This window comes from Devosia sp., from assembly GCF_017744655.1.
GTDB lineage: Bacteria > Pseudomonadota > Alphaproteobacteria > Rhizobiales > Devosiaceae > Devosia.
This window is the reverse complement of record NZ_JAGIAW010000001.1, coordinates 175,217-201,119: the sequence shown is the minus strand read 5'-3', so window position 1 is coordinate 201,119 and position 25,903 is coordinate 175,217. Positions and strand designations below refer to the sequence as shown.

Genomic DNA, 25,903 nt, shown 5'->3' with positions numbered 1-25,903 from the left:
CAGGGGGTCCTAACGATAACAGTTTGGCGACAGCTTTAGGCCATCGCGGCCTGCCTCACAACCCGCCTAAAGTTGACTTCGCCCTTGCGCCAGCAACATAGACCTCGGAGATGGCGCGGTCGTCACCCAGGGTCTGCAAAAGGAACAGTTCCTCGACCAGCGTCTCGACCGTCGCCATGCGCATCCGCATAGTCGGCGTCGCCCGCGCATCGAGCACAACAAGGTCCGCAGCCCGCCCCGGCGCCACGCTGCCAATCGTATCGGCGAGCCCCAGCGCCTCGGCATTGCCCCGTGTCGCGAGATGGAACGAAGCCAGCGGATTGAAGCGCTGGCCACGCAATTGCAGCACCTTGTAGGCCTCGTCCATCGTCTTGAGCATGGAAAAACTGGTGCCCGCGCCAATATCGGTCGCGAGCCCAATCCGCACCCCGTGCTTCACCATCCGGTCCCTATCGAATAGCCCCGAACCGAGGAAGAGATTGGACGTCGGACAAAACACCGCCACCGCCCCCACATTGGCAATCGCCGCCGTCTCGCGATGGTTGAGGTGGATCGAATGGCCCAGCAGTGTCCGCTCGGTGAGCAGCCCATAGTTCTCATAGATGCCCGTATAGTCCGGGGCATCGGGATAGAGCTCCATGGAATAGGTGATCTCGGCGTCGTTTTCGCTCAGATGCGTCTGCACATGGCAATCGCCATGCTCCGCCACCAGCGCCTGCGCCATCTCCATCTGTTCAGGCGTCGAGGTGATGGCAAAGCGCGGCGAGATGGCATAGAGGCCCCTGCCCCTTTTGTGCCAGCGCGCAATCAGCGCCTTGGTATCGTCATAGCTCGATTGCGCCGTATCCAGCAGGTCTTCCGGCGCGTGACGATCCATCATCACCTTGCCGCCGACCATCAGCATATTGCGCCGCTGCGCCTCGGCAAAGAAGGCGTCCACAGAGCGCGGATGGCTCGAACAATAGGCGACGGCCGTCGTCGTCCCATGCCGGATCAGCGCATCATAGAAATCGACGGCCACGGCATCGGCATGCCCTTGCTGGGCAAACTTCTGCTCTTCAACGAATGTGTAGGTATTGAGCCATTCAAGCAGCGACCCGGCATAGGAGGCCATCATCTGGCTCTGCACATAGTGCAGGTGCATGTCGATGAAACCGGCCATGATCAGGTTCGGTCGATGGTCGATAACGACAGCGTCTGCCTTCACCGCCGCGGTGTAATCGCCGACAGCCGTGATGACCCCATCTTCGATGCTGACCGCACCGTCTTCAAGATAGAGATAGCTCCCTACATCATCGATGCCTTCCGGCGCGCGCTCAAAACTCAGCACACGCCCGCGCAGAATGGTCCGGCTCATGAGCGCGAACCCTCACGGAACCATTCGACCAGCAGCGCCCGCTCCTCGGCAGTCATTTCGGTCACATTGCCGGGCGGCATGGCATGGGCATAGCCCGCCTGCATGGCGATATCCTTGGCGCGGTTAGCGATCGCCACGTCATTGTCGAGAATGACATTTTTTGGCGCCTCGAACACACCAGGCCAGGCCGGCTCCGCAGTATGGCACATGGCGCAACGTGTCTGCACAGTCAGGCTGGCCGAAGCAAAATGCTCCGTCGCCATAAATCGCTCGCCGGTTGCGCTGGCCAGCGTCTCGGTGTCAAAGCCCGGTAGCTTCGGCGCCGTCGACAGCCACGTAATGACGATGAAGAGGATTACCGCCACACCCCAGGTCCAGTGCGGATTACCCTTCCGCGCATGGCGCGTGTTGAAATAATGCCGGATGACCACGCCAACGAGGAAGATCAGCGAGGCAATGATCCAGTTCCACTGCGTGGCAAAGGCCAGCGGATAGTGGGACGAGAGCATGAAGAAGATGACGGGCAGCGTCAGGTAGTTGTTATGCAGTGAGCGCTGCTTGGCGATCTTGCCATATTTGGCATCGGGCACCTTGCCCGCCTTGAGGTCGCCGACCACGATCTTCTGGTTGGGAATGATGATCATGGCCACATTGGCCGCCATGATGGTCGCGGTAAACGCGCCCATATGCAGCATAGCCGCACGGCCGGTGAAGAGCTGCGTATAGCCCCAGCTCGCCGCCACCAGAATGGCGAACAGTACCAGCATCAGCCCCGTCGTCGATTGCCCGATCGGCGACTTGCAGAGCGCATCATAGAGCACCCAGCCTAGGACAATCGACCCGATCGAGAGCAGGATAGCGCCCCAACTCGGAATATCGAGTACGTTGCGGTCAACAAGATAGATGTCCGCGCCAACATAATAGATCAGCGCCAGCAGCATCGCGCCGCTCATCCAGGTCCAGTAGCTTTCCCACTTGAACCAGGTCAGGTGCTCGGGAAGAAATTCCGGTGCCACCAGATATTTGTTGATGTGATAGAACCCGCCACCATGCACCTGCCACTCTTCGCCATGGGCCAGCGGCGGCAGGCTCGGCGTCTTGCGCAGCCCAAGATCGAGCGCGATGAAATAGAACGACGACCCGATCCAGGCGATGGCGGTAATCACGTGCAGCCAGCGCACGGCGAACATCAGCCACTCATAGAAAATTGCCAGATCGCCCATCGCCCCGTCCTCTCAGTCGTGAAAAGGGGCGGGCGTGAGCCCGCCCCCAAATGTCAGTATCCCAACCGCAATCAAGCGGGCGGAATGACGCCTTCGACATACCAATCCATGCTGAGGAGTTCGGCATCGGTCATGGTCACGCCAGCGGCAACGCGCTCGGTGCCGGTGTGATCCTTGATCGGGCCGGTGAAGATGTGAACCGAACCATCGATCTGGCCAGTACGCATGGCTTCAGCCGCCTTAACGACATCTGCCGGAACCTTCGAGTGGTACGGGCCCATCTGGACCACATCTTCCTTGAGGCCTTCCCAGGTATCGCCGGGCGCCCAGGTGCCTTCGAGCACGGCCTTGGCCGAAGCCAGGTAGTGCGGGCCCCAGTGGTCGATGATGGCGGTGAGTTGGGTTTCCGGAGCAAAGGCCGACATGTCGGCGCCCTGGCCAAAACCACCAACAATGCCGCGCTCGGCGGCAACTTGCAGGGCAGCCGGACCGTCGGTGTGCTGGGCAATGATGTCGATGCCCTGGTCGATCATGGCGCGGGCAGCGTCGGCTTCCTTGGCCGGATCGTTCCAGGTCGAGATATAGACCGGGGTGATGGTGAATTCGGGGTTCACCTGACGCGCGGCGAGCACGAAGGAATTGATGCCCATCACCACTTCCGGGATCGGGAAGGAGCCGATGTAGCCGGCCTTGGCGGTCTTGGACATATGACCGGCGATCACGCCACAAACGGCGCGGCCTTCATAGAAGCGGGCATTGTAGAGGCCCACATTGTCGGCCTTCATGTAGCCGGTGGCGTGCTCGAAGGCGACGTCCGGGAATTCCGGCGCAACCTTGATCACCGAGTCACCGAAACCGAAGCTCGTTGCGAAGATCAGCTTGCAGCCCTGCTGGGCCAGTTCACGCACGACGCGTTCGCAGTCCGGGCCTTCCGGCACGTTCTCGACGAACATGGTCTCAACCGCATCGCCAAGGTTTTCCTCGACGTAGAGGCGGCCCTGATTGTGCGCGTAGTTATAGCCGTTGTCGTTGATCGAGCCGACATAGATGAAGCCGATCTTGAGCTTCTCGGCCTGGCCGAAAGCGGCGCCGCCGAGCAGCGGCAAGGTCATGGCGGCGCCACCGACCTTGATAAATCCACGACGTGACAGAGTCATTTTTGTTTCTCCTGACTGACGTTCCGATTGCATGAGGCGGTCATTGCGCGCCGCCTCAATTGCTGGGCATGAACGGCTTGCCGAGGCAGGCCGGAGCATTGGTAGACGCATCGCGCCGGAGCGAAATCAGCACCAGCACGGCGATCGTTGCGATATAGGGCAGAGCCGCCCAGAGTTCGGACGGAATGGCCGACAGCGGGCCGCCGCCGGCCTTGGCATAAAGCTCCATGGTCATGACGAGACCAAAGAGATAGGCGCCGCCGAGCAGGCGGAATGGCCGCCATGACGCGAAGACCACGAGAGCCACGGCGATCCAGCCGCGACCCGCCGTCATCCCCTCGGCCCATTGCGGCGTCAGCGTCAGCGGGAAGCAGGCCCCCGCAATGCCGGCCATGGCGCCACCGAACATCACGGCAAAGTAGCGCACCTTGATCACCGAATAACCAATCGAATGCGCCGAGAGGTCGTTCTCGCCCACCGCCCGCAGGATCAGGCCTGCACGCGTCCTCTTGAGAAAGAACCAGATAGCAAAAACCATAAAAATGGCGAAATAGGCCGGGAACGAATAGCCAAAGATCACCCGCAATACCGGATGCGCCGCCAACTCCGGAAAAATCGGCGACATTAGCGTCACTGGCCGCGCCGAATAGGAGGCCCCCGCCAGCGCCGAAAACCCCGTACCGAAGATGGTGAGCGCCAGGCCCGTCGCCGTCTGATTGGCGGACAAGGACAGGGTAAGAAACCCGAAGATCAGCGAGGCCGCCATACCGGCCGCCGCGCCGCAGATCAGCGCCAGATAGTGATTGCCCGTGTGAAACTGCACCACGAAGCCGGCAATGGCCCCGAGCAGCATCATGCCTTCGACGCCGAGATTGAGCACACCCGAGCGCTCGACGACCAGTTCGCCCAGCGCCGCGATGAGAATGGGAGTCGAAGCGCCGACGACGGTAACAAGAATTGCGATCGTCAGATCCATCACGCCGCTCCCACACTGGCTTCGGGGCTGACACGGCGAATGCGATAGCGCACCAGAATATCCCCGGCGAGCAGCAGGAACAGCATCATCGCCTGGAAAATGCCCGTCGCCTCATCGGGCAAACCAATCGTGGTCTGCGCCACCTGCCCGCCCACAAATGTGATGGCAAGCACGACGCCGGCAACAATTACGCCGAGCGGATTAAGCCGTCCGAGGAAAGCGACGATGATCGCGGTAAACCCATAATTGGTGGGAAAGCCTGGCACCATGCGCTGGAACGGCCCCGCCACTTCCAGCATGCCGGCAAGTCCCGCAAGCCCGCCGCTGACCAGCATGGCGAGCCAGATCGTCTTGGTCTCGGAAAACCCGCCATAGCGCGCCGCGTGCGGCGCCGCACCGACCACGCGCATGCGATAGCCGAAAACCGTCTTGCTCATCACGAACCAGGCGATCAAAGCCACGATCACCGCAATCGGCACCCCCAGATGCACGATGGTGCCGGGAATGATGTTCGGCAGACGCGCCGCCTCGGAGAACAGGCGCGATTGCGGGAAGCCGATACCCATCGGGTCCTTCCACGGGCCGCGGATCAGATAGTAGATCAACTGCACCGACGCGTAGGTCAGCATCAGGCTCGTGAGGATTTCATTGACGTTGAGCCGAGTCTTCAGAAAGGCCGGAACGGACGCATAGGCCATGCCCGCCGCCATGCCGGCAATCGCCATCAACGGCAGGATCCACCAGCCGCTCATACCCCAGGTCATCAGCGCCACACCGGTCGCTGCCAGAGCGCCGATAATGTACTGGCCCTCGGCACCGATATTCCAGACATTGGCGCGATAGGCGACCGAGAGACCCGTGCCGATGATGATCAGCGGTGCAGCCTTGATGCCAAGGTCCTGCCACTTATAGGGATTGGTCAGCGGCGTCAGGAAGATTTCCTGCACCGCGCGCAGGCCATTGTAGCCAATGGCCGAAAACAGCAGGCAGCCCAGGATCATGGTCAGCACAACCGCCGCGACCGGGGTGCCATAGAGCATGAGCTTGGAGGGTTCAGGACGCTTTTCGAGCCGGTAGCGCATCATGCGGTCTCCATCGAACCGTGTACGCCGCCCATCAGCAGCCCAATTTCTTCCACGCTAAAATCCTTCACCGGCCGGGCCGCGCTAAGGCGTCCCATATTGATGACGGCCAGCGTATCGCAAAGCGCCCGCAGCTCGTCGAGGTCCTGGCTGATGACGACAATAGCCGAACCCGCAGCCGCCAGATCCACCAGCGCCTGGTGAATGGCCGCCGCCGCACCGGCATCGACACCCCAGGTCGGCTGGCTTACCACCAGCACGCTCGGCTTCTGCAGGATTTCCCGGCCCATGATGTATTTCTGCAGGTTACCGCCGGACAGAGAACCCGCCGTCGAAGCCGGCCCTAATGCCTTGACGGCGAAATCCGCGATTACCTTGCCCGTATAGGTTTTTGCCGCGCCCGAATTGATCAGGCCCATCATCACCATGCCGAGCCGATCGCGCGCGGTCAGCACCGAATTGTCGGAGAGCGTAAAATCCCCCACCGCGGCATGGCCATTGCGCTCTTCCGGCACGGCGCAAAGCCCCTGCCGGCGCCGCTCGGTCGTATTCATCAAGCCGATGCCATGCCCATCGATGGTGATGGCCTCGCGGTCATCCCCAATCAGCTCGCCCGAAAGAGCGTCCAGCAGCGCATTCTGCCCATTGCCCGCCACCCCGGCCACACCCAGGATTTCCCCTGCCCGCACAGTAAAGCTGACATTGTCTACCGGCACATCGAAATGTCCCGTCTTGCCCGTGCTCAGCCGATTGACGACCAGCTTGGGCTGCCCGAACGCCCTTCCCTCGGCCTTGACAATATCCTTCAGCCCCGTGCCGATCATCTTCTCGGCCATGGAGCGGCTGGTCTCCTCTTTGGGATCGCAGGTATCCACCAGCTTGCCACCACGCAAAATGGTCGCCGTATCGCACAAGGCTTTGATTTCATGCAGCTTGTGCGAAATGTAGAGGATCGAACACCCCTCGGCCGCCAACTTGCGTAGCACCGTAAAAAGCTGCTCCACCTCCTGCGGCGTCAGCACCGAAGTCGGCTCATCCATGATGAGCAATTGCGGATTGAGCAGCAAAGCGCGCACGATTTCGATACGCTGCCGCTCACCGACCGATAGCGTCGCCACGGTCCGATGCGGATCGAGCGCCAGGCCATAAGTCTCCATGACTTCGCGAATGCGGCTCTCAAGTTCACGCGACGGGATTTTTGCATCCATGCCCAGCGCGATATTCTCAAGCACGGTCAGCGCTTCAAACAGCGAGAAATGCTGGAACACCATGCCGATGCCGAGTTTTCGCGCGGCCTTTGGATTAGCCACCACAACCGGCTCGCCATTCCAGCGGATTTCGCCGGCATCGGGCTGCATGATGCCGTAGATCATCTTGACGAGTGTGGATTTGCCGGCGCCGTTTTCGCCGAGAAGCGCGTGGATTTCGCCGGGCTTTACCGCAAATGACACATGGTCATTGGCCAGAACGCCGGGGAATTGCTTAGTAATGCCGGTCAGTTCGAGCCGATTGGGCATATCAGAATCCACTCGCCACCCCCTGTTTTCCGGGGGTGAGCTTCTGCCCGTTCGATGCTTCCCGTCCCCCAATCTGGACCATAACTTCAGCCGCCGCTAGTACTGCAATAACCGATGGTCGTTTATCCCCAAGCCCTTGCGCGCCAATAGGTAACACCAACCGCTGCAAAAGCGCCCTGTCGCCCCCCTGCTCCACGAACCAGCTGGCAAATTTCGCGCGCTTCGTCTTTGAGCCAACCATACCGACATAGGGACTGTCGAGCCGGTTCAGCGCCTCCGCCGCAATCAGGAAATCGAGCGCGTGATCATGCGTCATGATCAGGAACGCGCTGCCTTGAGGCGCCGACCGCACCACCGCTTCCGGCATCGCCACACGTCGATGCGCAATGCCCGGCGGCAATTGATCTAGCTCGTCCTGCCGCGTGTCGATGACTTCCATCCGCACCGGCAGCAGTGCCAGCATCTGCGCCAGCACCCGCCCCACATGCCCCGCGCCAAAGACATAAACCTGCGGCGTCGAAGCAATCTCCGTCTCAAGCCGCGCCGCATAGTCCCGGCGAATGATGGCATCTGCATAGCGCAGCTCGACCTTCACCCGCCCGCCGCAACACTGGCCTATCTCGGGCCCCAGCGGCACATCCATGGCCTCTTCCGCCCGCCCCTCGGCAATCAGCCGCCGCGCATGGTCGATGACCATATATTCGAGCGCTCCACCCCCAATGGTCCCGAAAATCGCCCCCAGCGCCACCAGCATGAACGTCCCCTCCTCACGCGGCGAGGAGCCACGGACCGATGTCAGTTCGCAGGCAATGACATCGGAATTGGCGGCAAGGAAGATTTCGAGCGCAGCGGAGGTGGTCATTTCGCCAACATCCTTCCCAACCACCGCGTCATTCCTGCGAAAGCGGGAATCTCACAAGGCCAAGGGGGATTCCCGCTTTCGCAGGAATGACGCCGAGACAATTTCAAATTCGAGCGCGAGGCATTCCAAAAACTCGATGCAACACCTCCCCCTTGATGGGGGAGGCCGGGAGGGGGTGGGGCCAAAAGCACCGTTTTCACCCCCGCGCCTCCTTCTTCAGCCGCTCGACACCCATCAGCACCCGCTCCGGCGTCACCGGCATATCGAGCTGCGGCGCAATCGCGTAATCCGCCACACTCGCCACCGCCATGCCCAGCGCCTCGGGCACGCTCATCGCCAACATGAACGGCGGCTCGCCCACGGCCTTGGACCGCCCAATCGTCGGCTCCTTGTTCACCGACCACTCAGCCAGCTTCACGTTGAAAATCGGCGGCACGTCGCTCGCGAGCGGTATCTTGTAAGTTGACGGCGCATGCGTCCGCAGCTGCCCCTTGGCGTCCCAAACCAGCTCTTCCGTCGTCAGCCAGCCCATGCCCTGCACAAAGGCGCCTTCGACCTGGCCAAGGTCGATAGCGGGATTCAGCGACTTGCCCACATCATGCAGAATATCTACGCGATCGACCGTGTACTCGCCCGTCAACGTATCGATACTCACCTCGCTCACCGAAGCGCCATAGGCAAAATAGTAGAACGGATGCCCCTGCCCGGTAGCGCGGTTCCAGTGAATCTTCGGCGTCTTGTAAAAGCCCGCAGCCGAAAGCTGCACGCGGTTCATATAAGCCGAAGCCGCCAGTTCAGCGAAAGGCACAAACTTCGGCCCCGCCTGAATACCGCCCTGCACCCACTCGCAGTCGCTCTCTTCGACCTGATGCAGCTTGGCCGCATGAGCGACCAGCCGCTCCTTGATCTGGCGGCAAGCGTCATACGCCGCCATGCCGTTGAGATCGGAACCCGACGAAGCCGCCGTCGCCGACGTATTCGGCACCTTGCCAGTCGATGTCGCCATGATCTTGACCGTGTCGAGGTTCACCCCGAACGCATCGGCCACAACCTGCGCCACCTTGATATAGAGCCCCTGCCCCATCTCGGTGCCGCCGTGGCTCAGATGGATCGACCCATCCTTATAGACATGCACCAGCGCCCCGGCCTGATTGTACCATGTCGCCGTGAACGAGATGCCGAACTTCACCGGCGTGAGCGAAATGCCCTTCTTCAGAATCCTGCTGCTCTTGTTGAATTCAACAATCGCCTTGCGCCGCGCCTGATAATCCGACGACGCCTCCAGCTCATCCACCACGCGATGGATGATATTGTCCTCCACCACCTGATGATACGGCGTCACATTGTCTGTATCGGTGCCATAGAAATTGGCTTTTCTGACATCGAGCGGATCCTTGCCCAGCGCATAGGCAATATCCTCGATCCAGCGCTCCGCCCCCACCATGCCCTGCGGCCCGCCAAAGCCTCGGAAGGCGGTATTGGACACCGTATTGGTATAGAGCGGCTCCGACCGCGCCCGCACATTGGGATACCAATAGGCATTGTCGCAGTGGAACAGTGCGCGATCCGTCACCGGCCCCGAAAGATCAGCCGAAAAGCCCCCACGCGCCGCATAGACCGCATCCACCGCGTGGATTTTGCCGGTCTCGTCATAGCCGACATCATAATCGACCACGAAATCGTGCCGCTTACCGGTCGCACTCATGTCGTCGTCGCGGTCCGGCCTGATCTTGCAGGCCCGGTTCCATTTCTTGGCCGCCAGCGCCGCCACCACGGCAAAGAGATTGCCCTGTGTTTCCTTGCCGCCAAAGCCGCCGCCCATGCGGCGCACATTGACCGTCACCGCATTCTGCCGAATGCCCAGCGCATGCGCGACAATCAACTGCACTTCAGTCGGGTGCTGGGTCGAGGAATTGACGACAACGTCCTCGTCCTCGCCGGGGATCGCCAACGCAATCTGCCCTTCGAGATAAAAATGATCCTGCCCGCCAATGGTAATGGCACCCTTGGCCCGCCGCGGCGCCCCGGCCAAACCAGCCTTCACATCACCGCGTTCGAGCTTCAGCGGCGGCGTCACCAGCTTGCCGCCAGCCGCCTGGGCCGAACGCACATCGGTGAAATAGGAAAGGTCCTTGTACTCAACCTTCGCCAGATGCGCCGCCCGCCGCGCCTGATCGCGCGTCTCGGCAACCACCGCGAAAAGCGGCTGCCCCCAGAAATGCGTCACACCCTGCGCAAACAACGGCTCGTCATGCACATGCGCCGAGCTGATATCCAGCTCCCCCGGCACATCGTCATTGGTCAACACCCCAATGACCCCAGGCGCCTTCAGCACCTCCGAAAAATCCATGCCGACAATCTCGGCATGCGGCTTGGTCGAGAGCCCCAGATAGGCGTGCATGGTACCGATCGGCTCGACCATATCGTCGATATATTCGGCCGTGCCGGTGACGTGCTTAGGGCCGCTATCGTGCCGCGTATTGGTATGCAGCACTGCGAGATTGATGGGAGCCTGATGCTTGTTCATCACGCCACCTCTCTTTTCAGCCGCTCGCCCTGCCCCGAAGTTTCGAGGAAAAACCGCTTGAGCAGGTTCTGCGCAGTAAGGAACCGGTACTCCGCCGAAGCACGCATATCGCTGATCGGCTGATAATCCCCCGCGAAAGCGGCCAACGCCGCCTCAACCGTTTCCATCGTCCAGGGCTTGCCAACCAGCGCGGCTTCCACAGCCTTGGCTCGCTTCGGCGTCGCTGCCATGCCGCCAAAGGCAATCCGCGCCATGCCAACAGTTCCAGCATCGTTGACGAACACCCGGAAGGCCCCGCACAGCGCCGAAATGTCTTCCTCGCGCCGTTTGGAAATCTTGTAGGTCGCAAACTTCTCGCCCGCCGGCAGCAGCGGCAGCGTCACGCTCTCGACGAACTCGCCCGGCTGCCGATCCTGCTTGCCATAGGCAACGAAGTAATCTTCCAGCTTGATCTCGCGCCGATGCTCGCCCCGCCGCAAATGCAGCTTGGCCCCCAGCGCAATGAACGGCGGCGGCGTATCGCCAATCGGCGACCCATTGGCGATATTGCCGCCAATCGTCCCCATATTGCGGATCTGCTCACCCGCGATGCGGTTCCAGAGCTCGCCCAATTGCGGGAAATTCGCCTGAATGACCGGCAGCGCCTCAGAATAAGACACCCCGGCATAAAACCGCACTTCGCTGTCATTCTCGGCGATACGCTTCAGTTCCTGCAAGTGACCAATAAAGATCACCGGCCCGATATTGCGCATGAATTTCGTCACCCACAGCCCGACATCGGTCGAACCTGCGACGATCCGCGCATTGGGACGGGCTTCATAGACGGCCGCAAAATCATCGAGATCAGCCGGAATGATGATCTGCTTATCACCCTCCCCAATCACCACACGCCGCCCGTCATTAAGCGCCTTGATCGTGTCCTTCACGGCAATGCGTTCCGCCCAAAGCACATCGCCCCGCGGCTGCCCATACGTGCCCATCGCCTCGCCCGCGCGAATGATCGGCGCATATCCCGTGCAACGGCAAAGATTGCCTTGCAACGCTTTCTCGATAGCCGGCCGCGTCGGACTGGGGTTGCGCATCCACAGCCCACAAAGGCTCATCACAAAACCCGGCGTACAGAACCCGCACTGCGAGCCATGGTGATCCACCATGGCCTGCTGCACTGGGTGCAGCGCGCCATTCTCACCGCGCAGATGCTCAATGGTCACGACATGCGTGCCATGAAGGCTCCCGACGAAGCGGATGCACGCCGTCACCGAGTCATAAATGACCTCGTCGCCAAAGAGCCGCCCCACCAGCACCGTGCAGGCCCCGCAATCGCCCTCGGCGCAGCCTTCCTTCGACCCGCGCAGCCGGCGTTCCAGCCGCAGCCAATCGAGCAGCGTCAGATCGGGCGCAACATCGGTGAGGGTGATTTCTTCGCCATTGAGGAGGAACCGAATGGCATCAGTAACCTCAACCATGGCTCAGCTCCCCCGATAGGTGGAGTAGGCGAACGGGCTGACGAGCAGCGGCACGTGATAGTGCTTGTCCTCGGAAATCGTAAAACGGATCGGCACGACATCGAGGAACGGCGTCTCCAGCTCGACCCCGATGCGCTCGAAATACTGGCCAACATGGAAGCGGATTTCGAACTCGCCCTGCTGGAACTGATCGTCCGCCAGGAGCGGCTGATCCACCCGCCCATCGGCATTGGTATAGCTATCGCCCAAATGATGCGTGTGATCCCCATGCACGAAATGCAGTTCGAGGCGCATGCCGCGCGCCGGCTTGCCCGCCATCGTGTCCAAAACGTGAGTGGTAAGGCGTCCGCCGGCCATATGCTGCTCCTATGCACGCCGTCCGAACGTGGGGCCGTTTCGGTACAACATGCGCAATTCGTTTCCCCGAAGAGCACCATAGAACCCTGAATCTGCTCTTGATACTCTCAAATTGGAAGCACTATGCTGCCGAAACGGCAACAGCAAGTCCCATCATGTCCGACAAGAGCCCGACCGCCGACCGCCCCCGCGAACACGCCCTTTCCGCCAGCCTTCTGGCACGCGTCTTCCATCAGCCCTCGCTGCTCTATTTCAACGCCGTCGCCACCCACCTCTCCATCCGCGAAGCCGCCCGCCGCCTCAACGTCGCCTCATCGGCGGTCACAAGACAAGTCGCCCAGTTGGAAGACGCCCTCGGCATCACCCTCTTCCTCCGCGACAAACGCCGCATGCGCCTCTCCCCTGCCGGCGAAATCCTCTTCCGCCATTCCCGCCGCCTCACCGCGCCCATGGAAGCCGCCGTCTCCGAAATCGAACTTTTGCGCGGCGTCCGCGCCGGCGTCGTCCGCATCGGCACGGTGGAAAGTGTCGGCCTGTCCTTCTTGCCCCGCCTCATCACCGAATTCGGCAAGCGCTATCCGCGCCTCACCATCGATCTCTCCATCGTCTCCTCCAGCGAAGTCGTCGAACGCCTCGTCGAGGAACGCGTAGACATCGGCTTCGGCTTCATCGCCAAGCCTTCACGTCAGGTCGACATCGCCTTCCGCCGCGACGTGCATATCGGCGCCGTCATGGTGCCCGATCATCCGCTGGCCTCAGCCCAAAACCTCACCATGGAACAGTGTCTCGACCACGCCCTCGCGGTGGCCCGGCCGGAAATCTCCATCCGCGAAGTGATAGAACCTTTCCTTCGCCGTTCCGGCTCCATGCTTCCACCCATGGTCGAGGTCAATTCCATCCGCATGCTGGTCGAACTGGCCCTTGGCGGCCACTACCTCTCGATCATGACCCCCATAGGCGCCCAGAACGAAATCGCCGATGGACGCCTCGTCTTCAAGCCCCTCAGCGACACCGGCCTGCCCACCAATCGCTTCGGCATCCTCGTCCGCTCAGGAAGCTCGCTCCATCTTGCGCCCGCCATCTTCTTCGATCACGCCAAGGGCTATTTCGACGAGCTGCAATTGCCTGGCGCCATCTAGCGCAATCACCGGACTTGCGCTTACGTTGACGCAGACTCCTACGACGAATGAGACATCGATGAACCGCTATCCCCGTGACATGCAAGGCTATGGCCGCAATATTCCCAATGCGAACTGGCCCGGCGGTGCCCATGTGGCGGTGCAATTCGTGCTCAATTACGAAGAGGGCGGCGAGAACAACATTCTCCACGGCGACGCCGCCTCTGAAGCCTTCCTCGTCGACGTCCTCGGCGCCGCCCCCTGGCCCGGCCAGCGTCACGCCAATGTCGAAAGCATGTACGAATACGGCGCCCGCGCCGGCTTCTGGCGCCTCCACCGCCTCTTCACCGAGGCCAATCTACCGGTCACCATTTACGGCGTCGCCACCGCCCTGATGCGTGCACCCGAACAGCTTGCCGCCATGCAGGAAGCCGGCTGGGAAATCGCCTCCCACGGCTACAAGTGGGTTCAGCACAAGGACATGCCACCCGAAGAGGAGAGTGCTCAGATCGCCGAAGCGATCCGCCTCCACACCCTGGCAACCGGCTTCCGCCCCCTTGGCTGGTACACAGGCCGCTCCTCGCTCAACACCGTCGACCTCGTCGCCGAGCAAGGCGGTTTCGCTTATATTTCAGACACCTACGACGACGACCTCCCCTATTGGAAAGTGATCAACGGCAAGCCGCAGCTGATCATCCCCTATAGCTTGTCGACCAACGATATGCGTTTCGTCACCGGCCCGGGCTTCGACAATGGCGAGGAATATTTCCAGTTCCTCAAGGACACTTTTGACTGCCTCTATGCCGAAGGCCAGGCCGGCAGCCCCAAGATGATGTCGCTGGGCCTCCATTGCCGCCTCGTCGGCCAGCCGGGCCGCTTCCAGGGCCTCAAGAAGTTCGTGGATTACATCAGGACATTCGACAAAGTCTGGGTACCGACTCGTCTCGACATCGCCCAGCACTGGGCCAACGAACACCCCTATATCGCTCCTGAAGTCATCCCGAGCCAACTCGACCGCGCCGACTTCGTCGCCCGCTATGGCTCCATTTTCGAGCATTCCGCCTGGATCGCCGAACGCGCCTGGGATGGCGAACTCGCCCCTGCCAATGACACTGCCGTCGGCCTCCACTTTGCCCTGCGCACCCAATTCCGCGCTGCAACGCCGGAAGAACGCATAGCCGTCCTCCGCGCTCATCCCGATCTTGCCGGCAAACTCGCTACCGCCAAACGCCTCACAGCAGAGTCAACCGCTGAACAGGCCTCGGCCGGCCTCGACGCCCTGACCGATGCCGAGCGCGAAAAATTCACCGCGCTCAACACCGCCTATGTGCAAAAATTCGGCTTTCCCTTCATCATCGCCGTCCGCGACAACACCAAGGCCAGCATCCTCGAAGCCTTCGAGAAGCGCATCGCCAACAGTGCCGATGAGGAGTTCACCACCGCCTGCGCCCAGGTCGAGCGCATCGCCCTGCTAAGGCTCAAGGCGCTGCTGCCCTGACGAACGTTAGCTCAAAGCATCGTCGATGGCCGCCAACATCGATCCCCAGGCCTTCGCTGTTGGATCGATGTAGTCGGCCCATTGCCCATCCATCTCGTGGCGAATGGTAGCAACAGAGCCTTGGGCTTTAGGCGTGATGTCCAGCGTGACGACAGAGGAATTCTCGTCTTCCTCTTCTGCCGAAACGAACCAGGTGAAGACAATGCGGTGCGGCCGCTCCAACACGCGATAGTAGCCCCAGGCGTCGGATTCCGGACGTGTATCGGCAAAGTGAAAGCGGCCGCCAACTTTTGCGACGACGTCCAGCCGCGTAACGCTGGCCAAGGCATCGCGCGCCTTCAAATGGCGTTCCATCCAGACGTGCAGCAGCGCCGGATCGGTCCAGGCGTCAAAGACCTCCCGGGCGCTGAGACTAACGAACTCATGCTGCGCAACCGCAGTGACCGTCTCCACCATACCGTCCCTTCATGTCCTGGTTTGTTTGAGCAGGTGCACTATGCCCGCGGGGTTGAAGAACCAACCACCCCGAAAAGTCTCGCTATTAGGCAACGGTTCGATCCCGTCATTGCGTGTCACACCAGCCGCTTCCAGGCTTGCAGCCGCGTCGTCAAAGCTTGGAGTGACGAGTTCGAGCCAAAGCTCGGCCTGCGACATCTGGGGCACATTGTCGATCCAGAGCCGGTTCGGCCCATAGGCAAACGACACGTCGCTGCCCCCCTCCAGCTCTGGCAGTTTTAGAACATCGCGATAGAACGCCACTACCGCCTCATATTGATGCGCCGGCACTTTCATCGCGATATTGACGCCGCCAACAGCCGCACCCGTCATTTGTAAAATCCTTCGCGAAAGTGGATGCCGTGTTCAAGCCACACGCGCATCGCCGCGAGCATGCCTGTCCATCCCTCGCAATTGCCGTAGGATGCCTTCTGCCCGGCCTCGTTCTCGCGCCAGCCGGCCTCGTGGATACGCACCAGCGTGCGGCCATCCTCCAGCCCCTCAAAAGTCATCGTCACGGTGGTTTCGTAGTTCCCGGCCGGATCGCCGTCCGGAGGCGCATCCCAGCGCAGCACGATCTGCTTGTCCTTCACCAGATCGACGACATGCACGGGAAAAGCGCCGGGAAAATCATGGAAATCCCATGTCACCGTCGCCCCCTTTTCGAGCCGCCCTTTGGCCCCGCCCGTCGTGAAATAGTGCGATAGCTGCTTGGGATCCACCACCGCCTCGAACACCTCGTGCACTGGCTTCGCGATACGGCCACCCACCGTGAATTCATAGGCCATGCTGCTCTCCTCTGCTTGACGGTCCCAACGATATGTTATAAAAATATAACATGTCAACCGACGACGCAGACGACCTCATTTTCAAGGCCCTCAGCCACCGCATCCGGCGGCGCATGCTCGATGCGCTCAAGGCCGGCCCCGCCACGACCGGCGCGCTCTGCACCACCTTCCCCGAACTCGACCGCTGCACGGTCATGCAGCACCTCGGTGTATTGGAAGAAGCCGGCCTCGTCGTCGCCGAGCGTCGCGGCCGCGAGCGTTGGAACCATCTCGACGCCCTGCCGGTCCACGCCATCCACGAGCGCTGGATCGGCCCCTACGCCGCCTATGCGGTGAACATGCTCAGCCGCCTGAAGCAGGAAATGGAACTGAGCGAATAAATCGGCCCTGAGGCCTTGGCCTGCCGGCCCACATGGCTCTAGTCTCAAGCGGAATCGTCCAGACTGAACGAGAGCTCATGGCCTCCACTTACGCTTCTCCTATCGCCGGCCTGCCGTCGCAGATGGCCCTCCACACCGGCCGCGCCACCTTTAACGAGGCCTATGCGCTCATCCCTAACGGCGTCATGCGCGACATCGTCACCTCCTACCTGCCCCATTGGCGCGATAGCCGCGCCTGGATTATCGCCCGCCCACTCTCGGGCTTTGCCGAAACCTTCTCGCAATACATCGTGGAAGTCTTTCCCGGCGGCGGCAGCGAGCGTCCGGAGCAGAACCCCGAAGCCGAAGGCGTCCTCTTCGTCGTCACCGGCCAGATCAATCTCACCATTGCCGGCGAGCCGCATATCCTGAAGGAGGGCGGCTATGCCTTCCTGCCCCCCGACACGCAGTGGAGTCTCGTCAACCGCACCACTTCCCCTGCCCGCTTCCATTGGGTGCGCAAGCGCTATGAAGTGGTGGAAGGCGTCGACATCCCGCCCGCCTTCGTCACTAACGAGCAGGACGAACCCATCCGCTGGATGCCCGACACCAAAAACACCTGGGGCACCACGCGCTTCGTCGAGCCCACCGACCTCCGCCACGATATGCATGTCAATATCGTCACCCTCGAACCTGGCGCGGTCATCCCCTTCGAGGAAACCCACGTCATGGAACACGGCCTCTACGTGCTCGAAGGCAAGGCGGTCTATCGCCTCAACCGCGATTGGGTCGAGGTCGAGCCGGGCGATTTCATGTGGCTACGCGCCTTCTGCCCCCAGGCCTGCTATGCCGGCCCCGAGCGGTTCCGCTACCTGCTCTACAAAGACGTCAACCGCCACGCGAAGCTCCCCTTCTGACCATGAGCGATCGCACCATCTACATCGAGCCGCTGACCCCCGACGCCTTCGCCCCGTTCGGCCAGGTGATCCAGACGCCGGGCGCGCATCACTATCCGATCAATGCCGGCAAGACCGAGCGCTTCCATGATCTGGCCAAGGTCGAGCTTGGCGGTGTCCACCCCCGCCCGCTCATTTCCATCTTCCGCGGCCAACCCTACGCCCTGCCGCTCAGCCTGACCCTCGTCGAACGCCATCCACTCGGCAGCCAGGCCTTCTACCCCATCGGCGACGCCCACTGGCTCGTCATCGTTGCAGAAGACCAGAGCGGTACACCCATCAATATCCGTGCCTTCCTCCCGGGCCCCGGCCAGGGCGTCAATATCGCCATGAACACCTGGCACGGCGTCCTCACCACGCTCGACAAGGAGACCGATTTCCTGGTCGTCGACCGTGGCGGCGATGGCAATAACCTCGAGGAATTCCCCCTCGATCCGCCCTTCCTCGTGACCCATCGCGAACGAGGTGCTTAACCGCTTCCGCGGCTTTGCCTCGCCAGTGGACCCATGCTGGTTTAGGCTCGCCAGGAAATTGGGAGGACTGCCATGCTCAATCGGCTCCTGACACTCGTGCTCTCGCTCATGCTGCTCGTCGGCGCCGCCAGCGCAGAGGACCTGACGCTGACCGGCGACGTTTTCTATCGCGAACGCATGGCCCTACCCCCCGGCGCCACCTTGCATGTCGGCCTCGTCGCCCTGCCCAATGGCCAGCCCATAGTCGGTGCCGGCGCCGCCGTCCCGGCCGGTGGCCAGGTGCCGCTGCAATTCTCCCTCGCCGTTCGCAGCGATGTCGCAAAATCGAGCGGCGCCTTCGGTCTCATAGCCGAAATCCGCGTCGGCGGTGCTGCAATGTGGCGCAACGACATTGCCGTCCCCGTTGACCTGAGCGCGCCTGCTCCGGTTTCCATCCTCGTCACCAGGGCCCCGATCGCCCCGACGCCTCCCGAGCCCGAACTGGACAAGAATCTCATCAACACGACCTGGACTGTGACCAGCATCGGCGGCAGCCCCATCATCGGCGCCCAACCGCTGACCCTCGCCATCGCTGCCGACCTCCGCGTCGATGGCCATGCAGGCTGCAACAGCTATTTCACCCAGGCGACCATGGACGAAACCAGGCTGCAATTTGCGCCCCCCGCCTCAACCCGCATGGCCTGCCAGCCTGACATCATGAATCAGGAGAGCGCCTTCTTCTCCGCGCTTGTTGCCGTGAATGGCTACGAAACGTCCGCGGACAGCCTGCGCCTTCTCGATGCGGCAGCCGTTCCGCTGATCGGCCTCGTGCGAACCAAGGAGTAATCAACTTGGACAGTGCGGACTTCATCTCGCGCCTGCTCGATGTCATTGAGCAAGACGTGATACCCATGACCGCGCGCGGTGTCGCTGAAGGCAACAAGCTCTTCGGCGCGGCGATCCTGCGAAAATCGGACCTGTCGGTAGTGGTAGCCGAAACCAATAACGAGACGGAAAACCCGCTCTGGCACGGTGAAATGCACGCCATCAAGCGCTTCTTCGAACTGCCCGAGGATCAGCGCCCGCCCACGAAAGACTGCGTTTTCCTCACCTCGCACGAACCCTGCTCGCTCTGCCTCTCCGGCATCACTTGGTCAGGCTTCGACAATTTCTATTATCTCTTCACCTACGAAGATAGCCGCGACAGCTTTGGCATCCCCTACGACATCCAGATCCTGCAATCTGTCTATGCCGTGCCCGATCCAGATCGCAGCGAGGTCCCTGCTGACCGCCCGCTCTACAACCGCACCAACGCTTTCTTTAAAAGCCGTGGCCTGCAGGAAATGGTCGCGGGCCTCGATCGCGGACACCGCGAAAACCTCCTCGCGCGCCTCGACGATATCAGCGCCGCCTATGCCGACCTCTCCGCCATCTATCAGCGCGACAAGGGCAACAAGGGCATTCCACTCGCCTGAACCTTGCGCAGCGATTTCAGCGGGCGTCGCGCGGCGCCGGCCACGACTTGCGCGGTTTTCGGCATGGGCAGGACCACGCGCCACAGGCTCAGCGAGAGCCGGTCACGATCCGAAAGTCCTGCCTTATTCATGAAGGCCGGCCTGGGCCGAAGCATCTTCTGTCGGCATTTCAGCAAAGGATGCGGCGAGCGTGATGAAGCTTAAGGCCGCGACGAACAGGGCCGACAGGAGCATTTGAGACTGTGCGGGTTTGGACAGCACTGGACGCATTTGATGTTGTTTTCCCTCAACTTTTCGCCCTGGCCGATCCGGCAGGACGTATTGCAGCAACGTTGGAACCAGCCATATCGCTCCATCGCTGAATGGATCACGAATGCGTGATTAATGTTTCGTTCATAAGCCCGCCGCGTGCATGGCAGGCATGTGGCGCGAACCTTTTTCGCTCCCTGGCGTTCCCCTGCATGACCCCCAAAGTGCCAGGTGAGGAATCCCGATGAACCAGCCGCTTCTCGAAACCGGTACCGACGTGCCCGCGCTCGCCCTGTTCACCGACTTCGACGGCACGCTCGTGGAGATCGCCGAGACGCCGGATTCAGTTCACGTGCCCAATGATCTGGCCGAGCAGATCAACCGCATCACCCGCGAATTCGATAACGCTTTTGCCGTGCTCACCGGCCGAGAAATCGCCGACATCGATCGCTTCCTCGCGCCCCTGCATCTCCCGATCGCCGGTGCCCATGGCTCGCAGCGCCGTCGCGCCGATGGCTCGATGGAGGAAGTCGACGAAGAACTCATTGCCGGAGCGGAAGAAATCGCCCGCGCCATCGAGCCACTGGCCGTCGCCCATCCCGAACTCCTGATCGAACCCAAGCCAGGCACGGTCGCCCTCCATTATCGCCAGGCGCCCGAACTAGCCGACGCCTGCCTCCGCGCTCTCGAAGAGGTGCTGGCCGACCACCCCCAATATTCGCTGGTCGAAGGCAAGATGGTCTACGAGGCCCGCCCCATCGGCTTTGACAAGGGTGCAGCCCTCCGCGCCTTCATGCAGGAAGAGCCCTTCATTGGCCGAACGCCCATTTTCATCGGCGACGACGTCACCGATGAAGACGCCTTCCGTGCTGCACAGGAACTGGGCGGTGTCGGCATCAAGATCGGCCCCGGTGAAACCGCCGCCCGTTTGCGCATCGCCGATGTCACTTCCGTACGCGCCCTGATCGGCGGCCTCGGCGACCTCGTACATCGTGCCGAGCCGGTGCTCACCGAGACGACGGCGCACTGAGACGCGCCTGATCGCAAGTCCGTACGACCTCGGCCCGGGCGCTTCGCGCCCGGTCTTACTTTGATCTTTATACAGGGGGCCCGTCTGCCATGAGCCGCATCGTCATCGTTTCCAATCGCACACCCGGCAAGGGTCCCGCCGCCGGCGGTCTCGCCGTGGCCCTCAAGAAAGTATTGAGCGAGCGGGAAGGCTTCTGGTTCGGTTGGTCCGGCAAGCTCACCGAAAACCCCGACGCCAAGCCGCGCTTCGAAGATATCGACGGCCTCAACATCGCCCAGATCGACCTCTCGCCCGACGATCACCGCGCTTACTATTCGGGCTTTTCCAACTCTATCCTTTGGCCCAGCTTTCACCTGCGGCTCGACCTCGCGACGATTGAAAGCCACTGGTACGAGGGCTATCGTCGTGTCAACGCCCAGTTTGCCAAGGCGCTGATGCCGCTCCTCAAGCCGGATGACGTGATCTGGGTGCACGACTATCATCTGATCCCACTCGCCAGCGAACTACGCAGCCTTGGCGCTAAAAACCGCATCGGGTTCTATCTCCACATCCCCTTCCCCACCGCAGACGCGCTCTATGCCATTCCCCACCATGGCGAATTGATGCGCGATCTCTCCCGCTACGATCTCATCGGCTTCCAGGCCAATCGCGACGTCGCCGCCTTCACCGATTTCGCCGAACATCAGGCGCCCTCGACCTTTGGCACCCGTGCTACAGAAGCGGTGGATTTCTCCAAAACCGAAGTCGCCGCCTTCCCTATCGGCTCCGATCCCGAAGCCTTTGCGCGACTGTCCAATAGCCCCGCTGCCAAGAAGATGATTCACCGCATGCGGCGCGCCTTAGGCGAACAGGCCCTGATCCTCGGTGTCGACCGCCTCGACTATTCAAAAGGCCTGCCTCAGCGCGTCGAAGCCTATGAAAAGCTCCTCGCCAATAACCAGCGCTTCCGCCGCAACGTGCATCTGCTGCAGGTCGCGCCGCCCTCCCGCGACACGATCAAGGAATATCAGGAGACCAGCGACACGCTCGACGCCATGTGCGGCCACGTCATGGGCCGCTTCGCCGAGCCAGATTGGGCGCCGCTCACCTATGTGAAACGCGCTTATGGCCAACCGAGCCTAGCCGGCCTCTACCGACTCGCCCGGGTCGCCCTCGTGACACCCTTGCGCGATGGCATGAACCTCGTCGCCCACGAATATATCGGCGCCCAGGATCCGGAAAATCCCGGCGTCCTCGTGCTCTCCCGCTTCGCCGGAGCCGCCGAGATTTTTCCCGAAGCCCTCCTCGTCAATCCCTTCGACACCGATGAAACCGCCGAAGCCCTGCGCATGGCGCTCGATATGCCGCTCGAAGAACGCAAGACAAGATGGCAAGCCCTCGACGCCGTCGCCCGCGCCCATAATGTCGACGACTGGGCGCTCAGCTTCCTTGAGCGCCTCTCCCCCGGCATTGGCGAAGCCGGCTCCGGCGCCCGCGACGTGATCTATATGGCCTCGGTGGCCTGAAACCGTTTCGTCGCCGCACTCCCAGGCGAGCGAGTGGAGATACAAAAAGGGCGGCCTCTCGGCCGCCCTTTGTTCTGATTAGCCTTCGCCACGCCGATTGCGCGCCGCGGACTTCTTCGCCGCCGTTGTCCAACGCGGCTTGGCCTTGAGACCATCGGCGCGCGGGGGCTTCACCGAGCGCGCCGGAGCCAGCGGATTGCGGGCATCACGGGCAGGACCAGCATTCGCTTCCCGCACACCATTGGCATCGCGAGGGGCGCCATTCTTGCCACGCTCGCCACCCGGACGCGGCGTATTGAACTTGCGCTGGCTCGGCTTGGGATTACGCGCCGTGCGCTGCCCGCCCGGAGCACCGGCATTGTTGCGCGGAGCCCGCGGCGCCGAAGCTGTAGCTTCCTCAACCATGTTGAGGTCGCCCGAAAGCGGCAGCGTGCGGCGGATCAGCTTTTCGACATCGCGCAACTTCGACCGTTCGGTGCCATCGCAAAGCGTGATGGCAATGCCGGTCGCGCCGTTACGGCCAGTACGGCCAATGCGGTGCACATAGTTTTCCGGATCGTCCGGCAGGTCATAGTTCACGACATGCGTGATGCCCGGCACGTCGATGCCGCGCGCCGCAATATCGGTCGCCACGAGAATGCGGACGCTGCCGCTGGCAAAGCCCTTGAGCGCAGCCTGGCGTGCATTCTGGCTCTTGTTGCCGTGGATAGCCGCAGCCTCATGCCCGTCGATGGCAAGGTTCTTCGCCACGCGGTCGGCACCATGCTTGGTGCGGGCAAAAACGATAACGCGCTCCATTCCTTCCTTCTCGTCATCGAGCAGGCCATTGAGCACGCCGCGCTTGGCCTTCGAACCGGAAAGAATGACCCGCTGGTCGATCTTGACCACGGTCGAACCCTGCGGCGCTGCCTCGACCTTGATCGGCTCCTTGAGGAGGCCCTTGGCGAGATCTTCGACTTCCGCAGCCATCGTGGCCGAGAACAGCATGGTCTGGCGGCGCAGACCAATGGCCTTGGCAATCGCCTTTACCGGGGCAATGAAGCCCATGTCGAGCATGCGGTCGGCCTCGTCGAGCACCAGCCAACGCGTCTCGTTGAGACGAATCTTGTTGTCGTCGAGCAGATCTTTCAGACGGCCCGGCGTCGCAACGACGACGTCCACGCCCTTCGCGATCTTCTGCACCTGATGGTAGCGCGACACGCCGCCCAGCACGAGCACTGTGTCGAGCTTCATCTTGGAGCCCGCAAACTTGCGGATATTCTCTTCGATCTGCACGGCGAGTTCGCGCGTCGGCGCCAGGATCAGCGCACGCGTCGTCATCGGCCGCGGACGGCCGGTCAGTTCGCCGATACCGGCGAGGATCGGCAGGCCAAAGGCAGCCGTCTTGCCCGAACCGGTCTGGGCAATGCCCAGCATGTCCCGGCCTTCGAGCAGTTTCGGAATGGCCTGGCTCTGGATCTTGGTTGGGGTCTCGAAGCCCGCAGCCTTGAGGCTGTCGATGATGTTCTGGGGCAATCCGAGACTGGAAAAATCGGTCAAATCTTGATCTTTCATCATGCGCAAATGCTGCGCGGGCGCTCTGCAAGAGGCAGGCGCCATGAACAAAAATTGCAATCGGGCGATAGGAGATTATCGCGCGGGTGCTGGCTCAAACCCGGAGCATTTTCGCTATCCGGGATGACTTCGCCGCTCACCGCTTGAGTAAGAAGAGAAGCCCGTTAGCGGCACTCTATGCCGCAACGCTGCTTCCCATATGGGGGAAAACGCCCGGAAAGGCAAGTGTGGCAGGCGCATGGGTGCTGTGCCGCCCTCATATGCCCCCGTACCAGTCGTACCCATTATCCGGCCAATATCCGCCCTTCCCCCGCCCGAACGGGGTGAGATCATCCACCAGCTCGATGGTGTGCAGATACTTGGGCTGCTTGTACCCCAGCGCCCGCTCGATCCGCAGCCGCACCGGCGCACCATTGCTCACCGGCAAAACCTGGTCGTTGAGCCCATAGGAGAGGATCGTCTGCGGATGATAGGCGTCCACCAGGTCCGAACTCTCATAATAGAAAATATCGCCTGACAGCGTCTTCTGGATATTGTCGAAGCAGTGATAGACGCAATACCGCGCCTCCGGCTTCACTCCCGCCATATCCAGCACCGGCCCCAACGCCGTTCCCGTCCACTTGGCGATGCAGCTCCATCCTTCGACGCAATCGTGCCGCGTGATCTGGCTGCGCGCCGGCATATTCCGCAACTCGTCGAGCGAGAACGACACTTCCCGCTCAACCATGCCCTTGATGGTCAGCTTGTAGTTCGTAAAATTCTGCCCCTTTAGGAACAAGTACTCCGGCGTCATCGGCTCGGTCGAACCATTAGGCTTCATGCCCTGCCGGATTTCGCTCGCCGAATATTCCCGCGCCAACGTCTGATCGCCGATCAGCGCCCGCTGCGCCCGATAGGTAAGAACATTGGCCTGCTCTAGCGCCTGCCTCACCGGATGGCCCCGCTGTCCCAAAAAGTCGAACTGATCGCAACCCGCCAGCGCCAGGCTCGATCCAAGTGCCGCCGACCCGACGAGAAGCTTTCGCCGATTGAGAATGATATTGCTCACGGCTTGTCTCCCGCCTCGGTCGGTGTGTCGGGGCTAGTGCGATACCAGCCCGTTACCATTGATCTCAATTCATTGAGCGGCCCGGCCAGCAGCACCATGATGATATGCACGATGAAAAACAGCACCAGCAGCACCATGACCCCAAAATGGATTGTCCGTGCCGTTTGCCGCCCGCCAAACAACTCCAGCAGCCAAGGCCAGGCCGCATCCATACCGGGGCTCATGGTCAGTCCGGTTAGAATGATCAGCGGGAAGAGTACGAAGAAAACCGCGAAATAGCTCAGCTTTTGCAGCGGTGTATAGGAGCGCCCGTGGTGTAGCTTCAGCCGCGCGTGATCGAGCGCATCTTTCGGCAGGCCCGAAATGTCCGAGCCCTTCGGCAAAATATCGCGCCGCAAATGTCCGTTGATGAAACTCGCCAGAAACCACACAAACAGCGCGGCGACAAACACCCAGCCGAAGAAGAAGTGCACCACGCGCCCTGTCGCCAGATCCCGGAAGGACGGGATGGTCACGGCCCCTGGAAAGCCGACATATTGCGGCGCTTCTGCCGTACCGCTCATCCCCAGAACGCCGGTCGTATCGAACGTCTGACCAAGGATGGTCGTTTGCCCGCGGGGGCCTTGGGGCGTGTTCACCGCCCCGATCTTGAGCACTGCATTGTCAAACTCGAAGCCTGCCTGCTGCCCAATATGGAGCGAAGGAAAAGCATTAAATATTTGCAGCCCCGAGAGCATTAGGAAAAACAGGCAGATTGCCCAGACCCAGTGCGTAACGCGCGTCCACACAGATTGACGATAGACCAGCGGCCCCCGCTTGGTTGAAAGATCTTCAGCTTCGGTCATGGTTTCC

At 61.5% G+C, this 25,903-nt stretch carries 26 protein-coding genes; 9 read left to right on the top strand and 17 right to left on the bottom strand.

What is annotated here, in order from left to right; all coding sequences use genetic code 11:
• Positions 1 to 55 precede the first annotated feature (55 nt).
• The 10 genes from guaD to uraH form a co-directional block, all read right to left on the bottom strand.
• Positions 56 to 1,357 (bottom strand): guanine deaminase, encoded by a 1,302-nt coding sequence (gene guaD, locus J7557_RS00925; RefSeq protein ID WP_291416436.1) that lies wholly within the window; start codon positions 1,355 to 1,357, stop codon positions 56 to 58.
• The gene (locus tag J7557_RS00920; RefSeq protein ID WP_291416434.1) at positions 1,354 to 2,580 is read right to left on the bottom strand and encodes a urate hydroxylase PuuD; all 1,227 of its coding nucleotides are present in this window, start codon (positions 2,578 to 2,580) and stop codon (positions 1,354 to 1,356) included. Before J7557_RS00920 ends, guaD begins: the two co-directional genes overlap by 4 nt.
• A gap of 71 nt (positions 2,581 to 2,651) precedes the next feature.
• Complete coding sequence (locus J7557_RS00915) at positions 2,652 to 3,737, bottom strand: BMP family ABC transporter substrate-binding protein (RefSeq protein ID WP_291416432.1); 1,086 nt, start codon at positions 3,735 to 3,737, stop codon at positions 2,652 to 2,654.
• Positions 3,738 to 3,792: 55 nt separating this feature from the next.
• Complete coding sequence (locus J7557_RS00910) at positions 3,793 to 4,713, bottom strand: ABC transporter permease (RefSeq protein WP_291416430.1); 921 nt, start codon at positions 4,711 to 4,713, stop codon at positions 3,793 to 3,795.
• Positions 4,713 to 5,798 (bottom strand): ABC transporter permease, encoded by a 1,086-nt coding sequence (locus J7557_RS00905; RefSeq protein ID WP_291416428.1) that lies wholly within the window; start codon positions 5,796 to 5,798, stop codon positions 4,713 to 4,715. The genes J7557_RS00910 and J7557_RS00905 overlap by 1 nt, the downstream gene beginning before the upstream one ends.
• Complete coding sequence (locus J7557_RS00900; RefSeq protein WP_291418249.1) at positions 5,795 to 7,312, bottom strand: ABC transporter ATP-binding protein; 1,518 nt, start codon at positions 7,310 to 7,312, stop codon at positions 5,795 to 5,797. Before J7557_RS00900 ends, J7557_RS00905 begins: the two co-directional genes overlap by 4 nt.
• Before the next feature lies 1 nt (position 7,313).
• Complete coding sequence (gene xdhC, locus J7557_RS00895; protein WP_291416426.1) at positions 7,314 to 8,174, bottom strand: xanthine dehydrogenase accessory protein XdhC; 861 nt, start codon at positions 8,172 to 8,174, stop codon at positions 7,314 to 7,316.
• A gap of 196 nt (positions 8,175 to 8,370) precedes the next feature.
• Positions 8,371 to 10,701, bottom strand: a complete 2,331-nt coding sequence (gene xdhB / locus J7557_RS00890; protein ID WP_291416424.1) for a xanthine dehydrogenase molybdopterin binding subunit — start codon at positions 10,699 to 10,701, stop codon at positions 8,371 to 8,373.
• Positions 10,701 to 12,167: a xanthine dehydrogenase small subunit gene (gene xdhA / locus J7557_RS00885; protein WP_291416421.1), complete on the bottom strand. Its 1,467-nt coding sequence runs from the start codon at positions 12,165 to 12,167 to the stop codon at positions 10,701 to 10,703. The genes xdhB and xdhA overlap by 1 nt, the downstream gene beginning before the upstream one ends.
• Positions 12,168 to 12,170: 3 nt before the next feature.
• The gene (uraH, locus tag J7557_RS00880; protein WP_035080590.1) at positions 12,171 to 12,524 is read right to left on the bottom strand and encodes a hydroxyisourate hydrolase; all 354 of its coding nucleotides are present in this window, start codon (positions 12,522 to 12,524) and stop codon (positions 12,171 to 12,173) included.
• A gap of 155 nt (positions 12,525 to 12,679) precedes the next feature.
• Between uraH and J7557_RS00875 the strand changes: the two genes are divergently transcribed.
• Entirely contained in the window at positions 12,680 to 13,663 is a 984-nt protein-coding gene (locus J7557_RS00875; RefSeq protein WP_291416416.1) for a LysR family transcriptional regulator, read from the top strand.
• A gap of 58 nt (positions 13,664 to 13,721) precedes the next feature.
• Complete coding sequence (gene puuE, locus J7557_RS00870; protein WP_291416414.1) at positions 13,722 to 15,140, top strand: allantoinase PuuE; 1,419 nt, start codon at positions 13,722 to 13,724, stop codon at positions 15,138 to 15,140.
• 6 nt (positions 15,141 to 15,146) lie between these two features.
• Here puuE and J7557_RS00865 read toward each other — a convergent pair whose 3' ends face one another.
• The 3 genes from J7557_RS00865 to J7557_RS00855 are packed head-to-tail and all read right to left on the bottom strand — an operon-like array spanning position 15,147 to position 16,423.
• Complete coding sequence (locus tag J7557_RS00865) at positions 15,147 to 15,596, bottom strand: SRPBCC domain-containing protein (RefSeq protein WP_291416412.1); 450 nt, start codon at positions 15,594 to 15,596, stop codon at positions 15,147 to 15,149.
• A 9-nt stretch (positions 15,597 to 15,605) separates the two neighbouring features.
• Entirely contained in the window at positions 15,606 to 15,968 is a 363-nt protein-coding gene (locus J7557_RS00860; RefSeq protein WP_291416410.1) for a hypothetical protein, read from the bottom strand.
• Positions 15,965 to 16,423 (bottom strand): SRPBCC family protein, encoded by a 459-nt coding sequence (locus J7557_RS00855; protein WP_291416408.1) that lies wholly within the window; start codon positions 16,421 to 16,423, stop codon positions 15,965 to 15,967. Before J7557_RS00855 ends, J7557_RS00860 begins: the two co-directional genes overlap by 4 nt.
• A gap of 50 nt (positions 16,424 to 16,473) precedes the next feature.
• On the opposite strand from J7557_RS00855, the gene J7557_RS00850 reads away from it, so the two are divergent.
• From J7557_RS00850 to J7557_RS00830, 5 genes are all read left to right on the top strand, one after another.
• Positions 16,474 to 16,803: a helix-turn-helix transcriptional regulator gene (locus J7557_RS00850; RefSeq protein WP_291416407.1), complete on the top strand. Its 330-nt coding sequence runs from the start codon at positions 16,474 to 16,476 to the stop codon at positions 16,801 to 16,803.
• A 77-nt stretch (positions 16,804 to 16,880) separates the two neighbouring features.
• Positions 16,881 to 17,699, top strand: a complete 819-nt coding sequence (locus tag J7557_RS00845) for a bifunctional allantoicase/(S)-ureidoglycine aminohydrolase (protein WP_291416405.1) — start codon at positions 16,881 to 16,883, stop codon at positions 17,697 to 17,699.
• A 2-nt stretch (positions 17,700 to 17,701) separates the two neighbouring features.
• On the top strand, positions 17,702 to 18,211 hold the full coding sequence (locus J7557_RS00840; RefSeq protein ID WP_291416403.1) for an ureidoglycolate lyase: 510 nt from the start codon (positions 17,702 to 17,704) through the stop codon (positions 18,209 to 18,211).
• 72 nt (positions 18,212 to 18,283) lie between these two features.
• Entirely contained in the window at positions 18,284 to 19,036 is a 753-nt protein-coding gene (locus J7557_RS00835) for an META domain-containing protein (RefSeq protein WP_291416402.1), read from the top strand.
• 65 nt (positions 19,037 to 19,101) lie between these two features.
• Positions 19,102 to 19,665, top strand: coding sequence for a nucleoside deaminase (locus J7557_RS00830; RefSeq protein ID WP_291418247.1), 564 nt, complete (start codon positions 19,102 to 19,104; stop codon positions 19,663 to 19,665).
• A 123-nt stretch (positions 19,666 to 19,788) separates the two neighbouring features.
• On the opposite strand, the gene J7557_RS00825 is transcribed toward J7557_RS00830, so the two are convergent.
• Positions 19,789 to 19,935, bottom strand: coding sequence for a hypothetical protein (locus tag J7557_RS00825; RefSeq protein WP_291416400.1), 147 nt, complete (start codon positions 19,933 to 19,935; stop codon positions 19,789 to 19,791).
• 223 nt (positions 19,936 to 20,158) lie between these two features.
• Here J7557_RS00825 and otsB point away from each other — a divergent pair, with 223 nt between their 5' ends.
• Together otsB and J7557_RS00815 are read left to right on the top strand one after the other, a co-directional pair.
• The gene (gene otsB, locus J7557_RS00820; RefSeq protein ID WP_291416398.1) at positions 20,159 to 20,944 is read left to right on the top strand and encodes a trehalose-phosphatase; all 786 of its coding nucleotides are present in this window, start codon (positions 20,159 to 20,161) and stop codon (positions 20,942 to 20,944) included.
• 89 nt (positions 20,945 to 21,033) lie between these two features.
• On the top strand, positions 21,034 to 22,449 hold the full coding sequence (locus J7557_RS00815) for a trehalose-6-phosphate synthase (protein ID WP_291416396.1): 1,416 nt from the start codon (positions 21,034 to 21,036) through the stop codon (positions 22,447 to 22,449).
• Between the two features lie 78 nt (positions 22,450 to 22,527).
• On the opposite strand, the gene J7557_RS00810 is transcribed toward J7557_RS00815, so the two are convergent.
• From J7557_RS00810 to J7557_RS00800, 3 genes are all read right to left on the bottom strand, one after another.
• Complete coding sequence (locus J7557_RS00810) at positions 22,528 to 24,003, bottom strand: DEAD/DEAH box helicase (protein ID WP_291418245.1); 1,476 nt, start codon at positions 24,001 to 24,003, stop codon at positions 22,528 to 22,530.
• 256 nt (positions 24,004 to 24,259) lie between these two features.
• Positions 24,260 to 25,051 carry a molybdopterin-dependent oxidoreductase gene (locus tag J7557_RS00805; protein ID WP_291416394.1) on the bottom strand — a complete coding sequence of 264 codons (792 nt, stop codon included), beginning with the start codon at positions 25,049 to 25,051 and terminating at the stop codon, positions 24,260 to 24,262.
• Positions 25,048 to 25,896, bottom strand: a complete 849-nt coding sequence (locus tag J7557_RS00800) for a cytochrome b/b6 domain-containing protein (protein WP_291416392.1) — start codon at positions 25,894 to 25,896, stop codon at positions 25,048 to 25,050. Before J7557_RS00800 ends, J7557_RS00805 begins: the two co-directional genes overlap by 4 nt.
• Between the last annotated feature and the right edge of the window lie 7 nt (positions 25,897 to 25,903).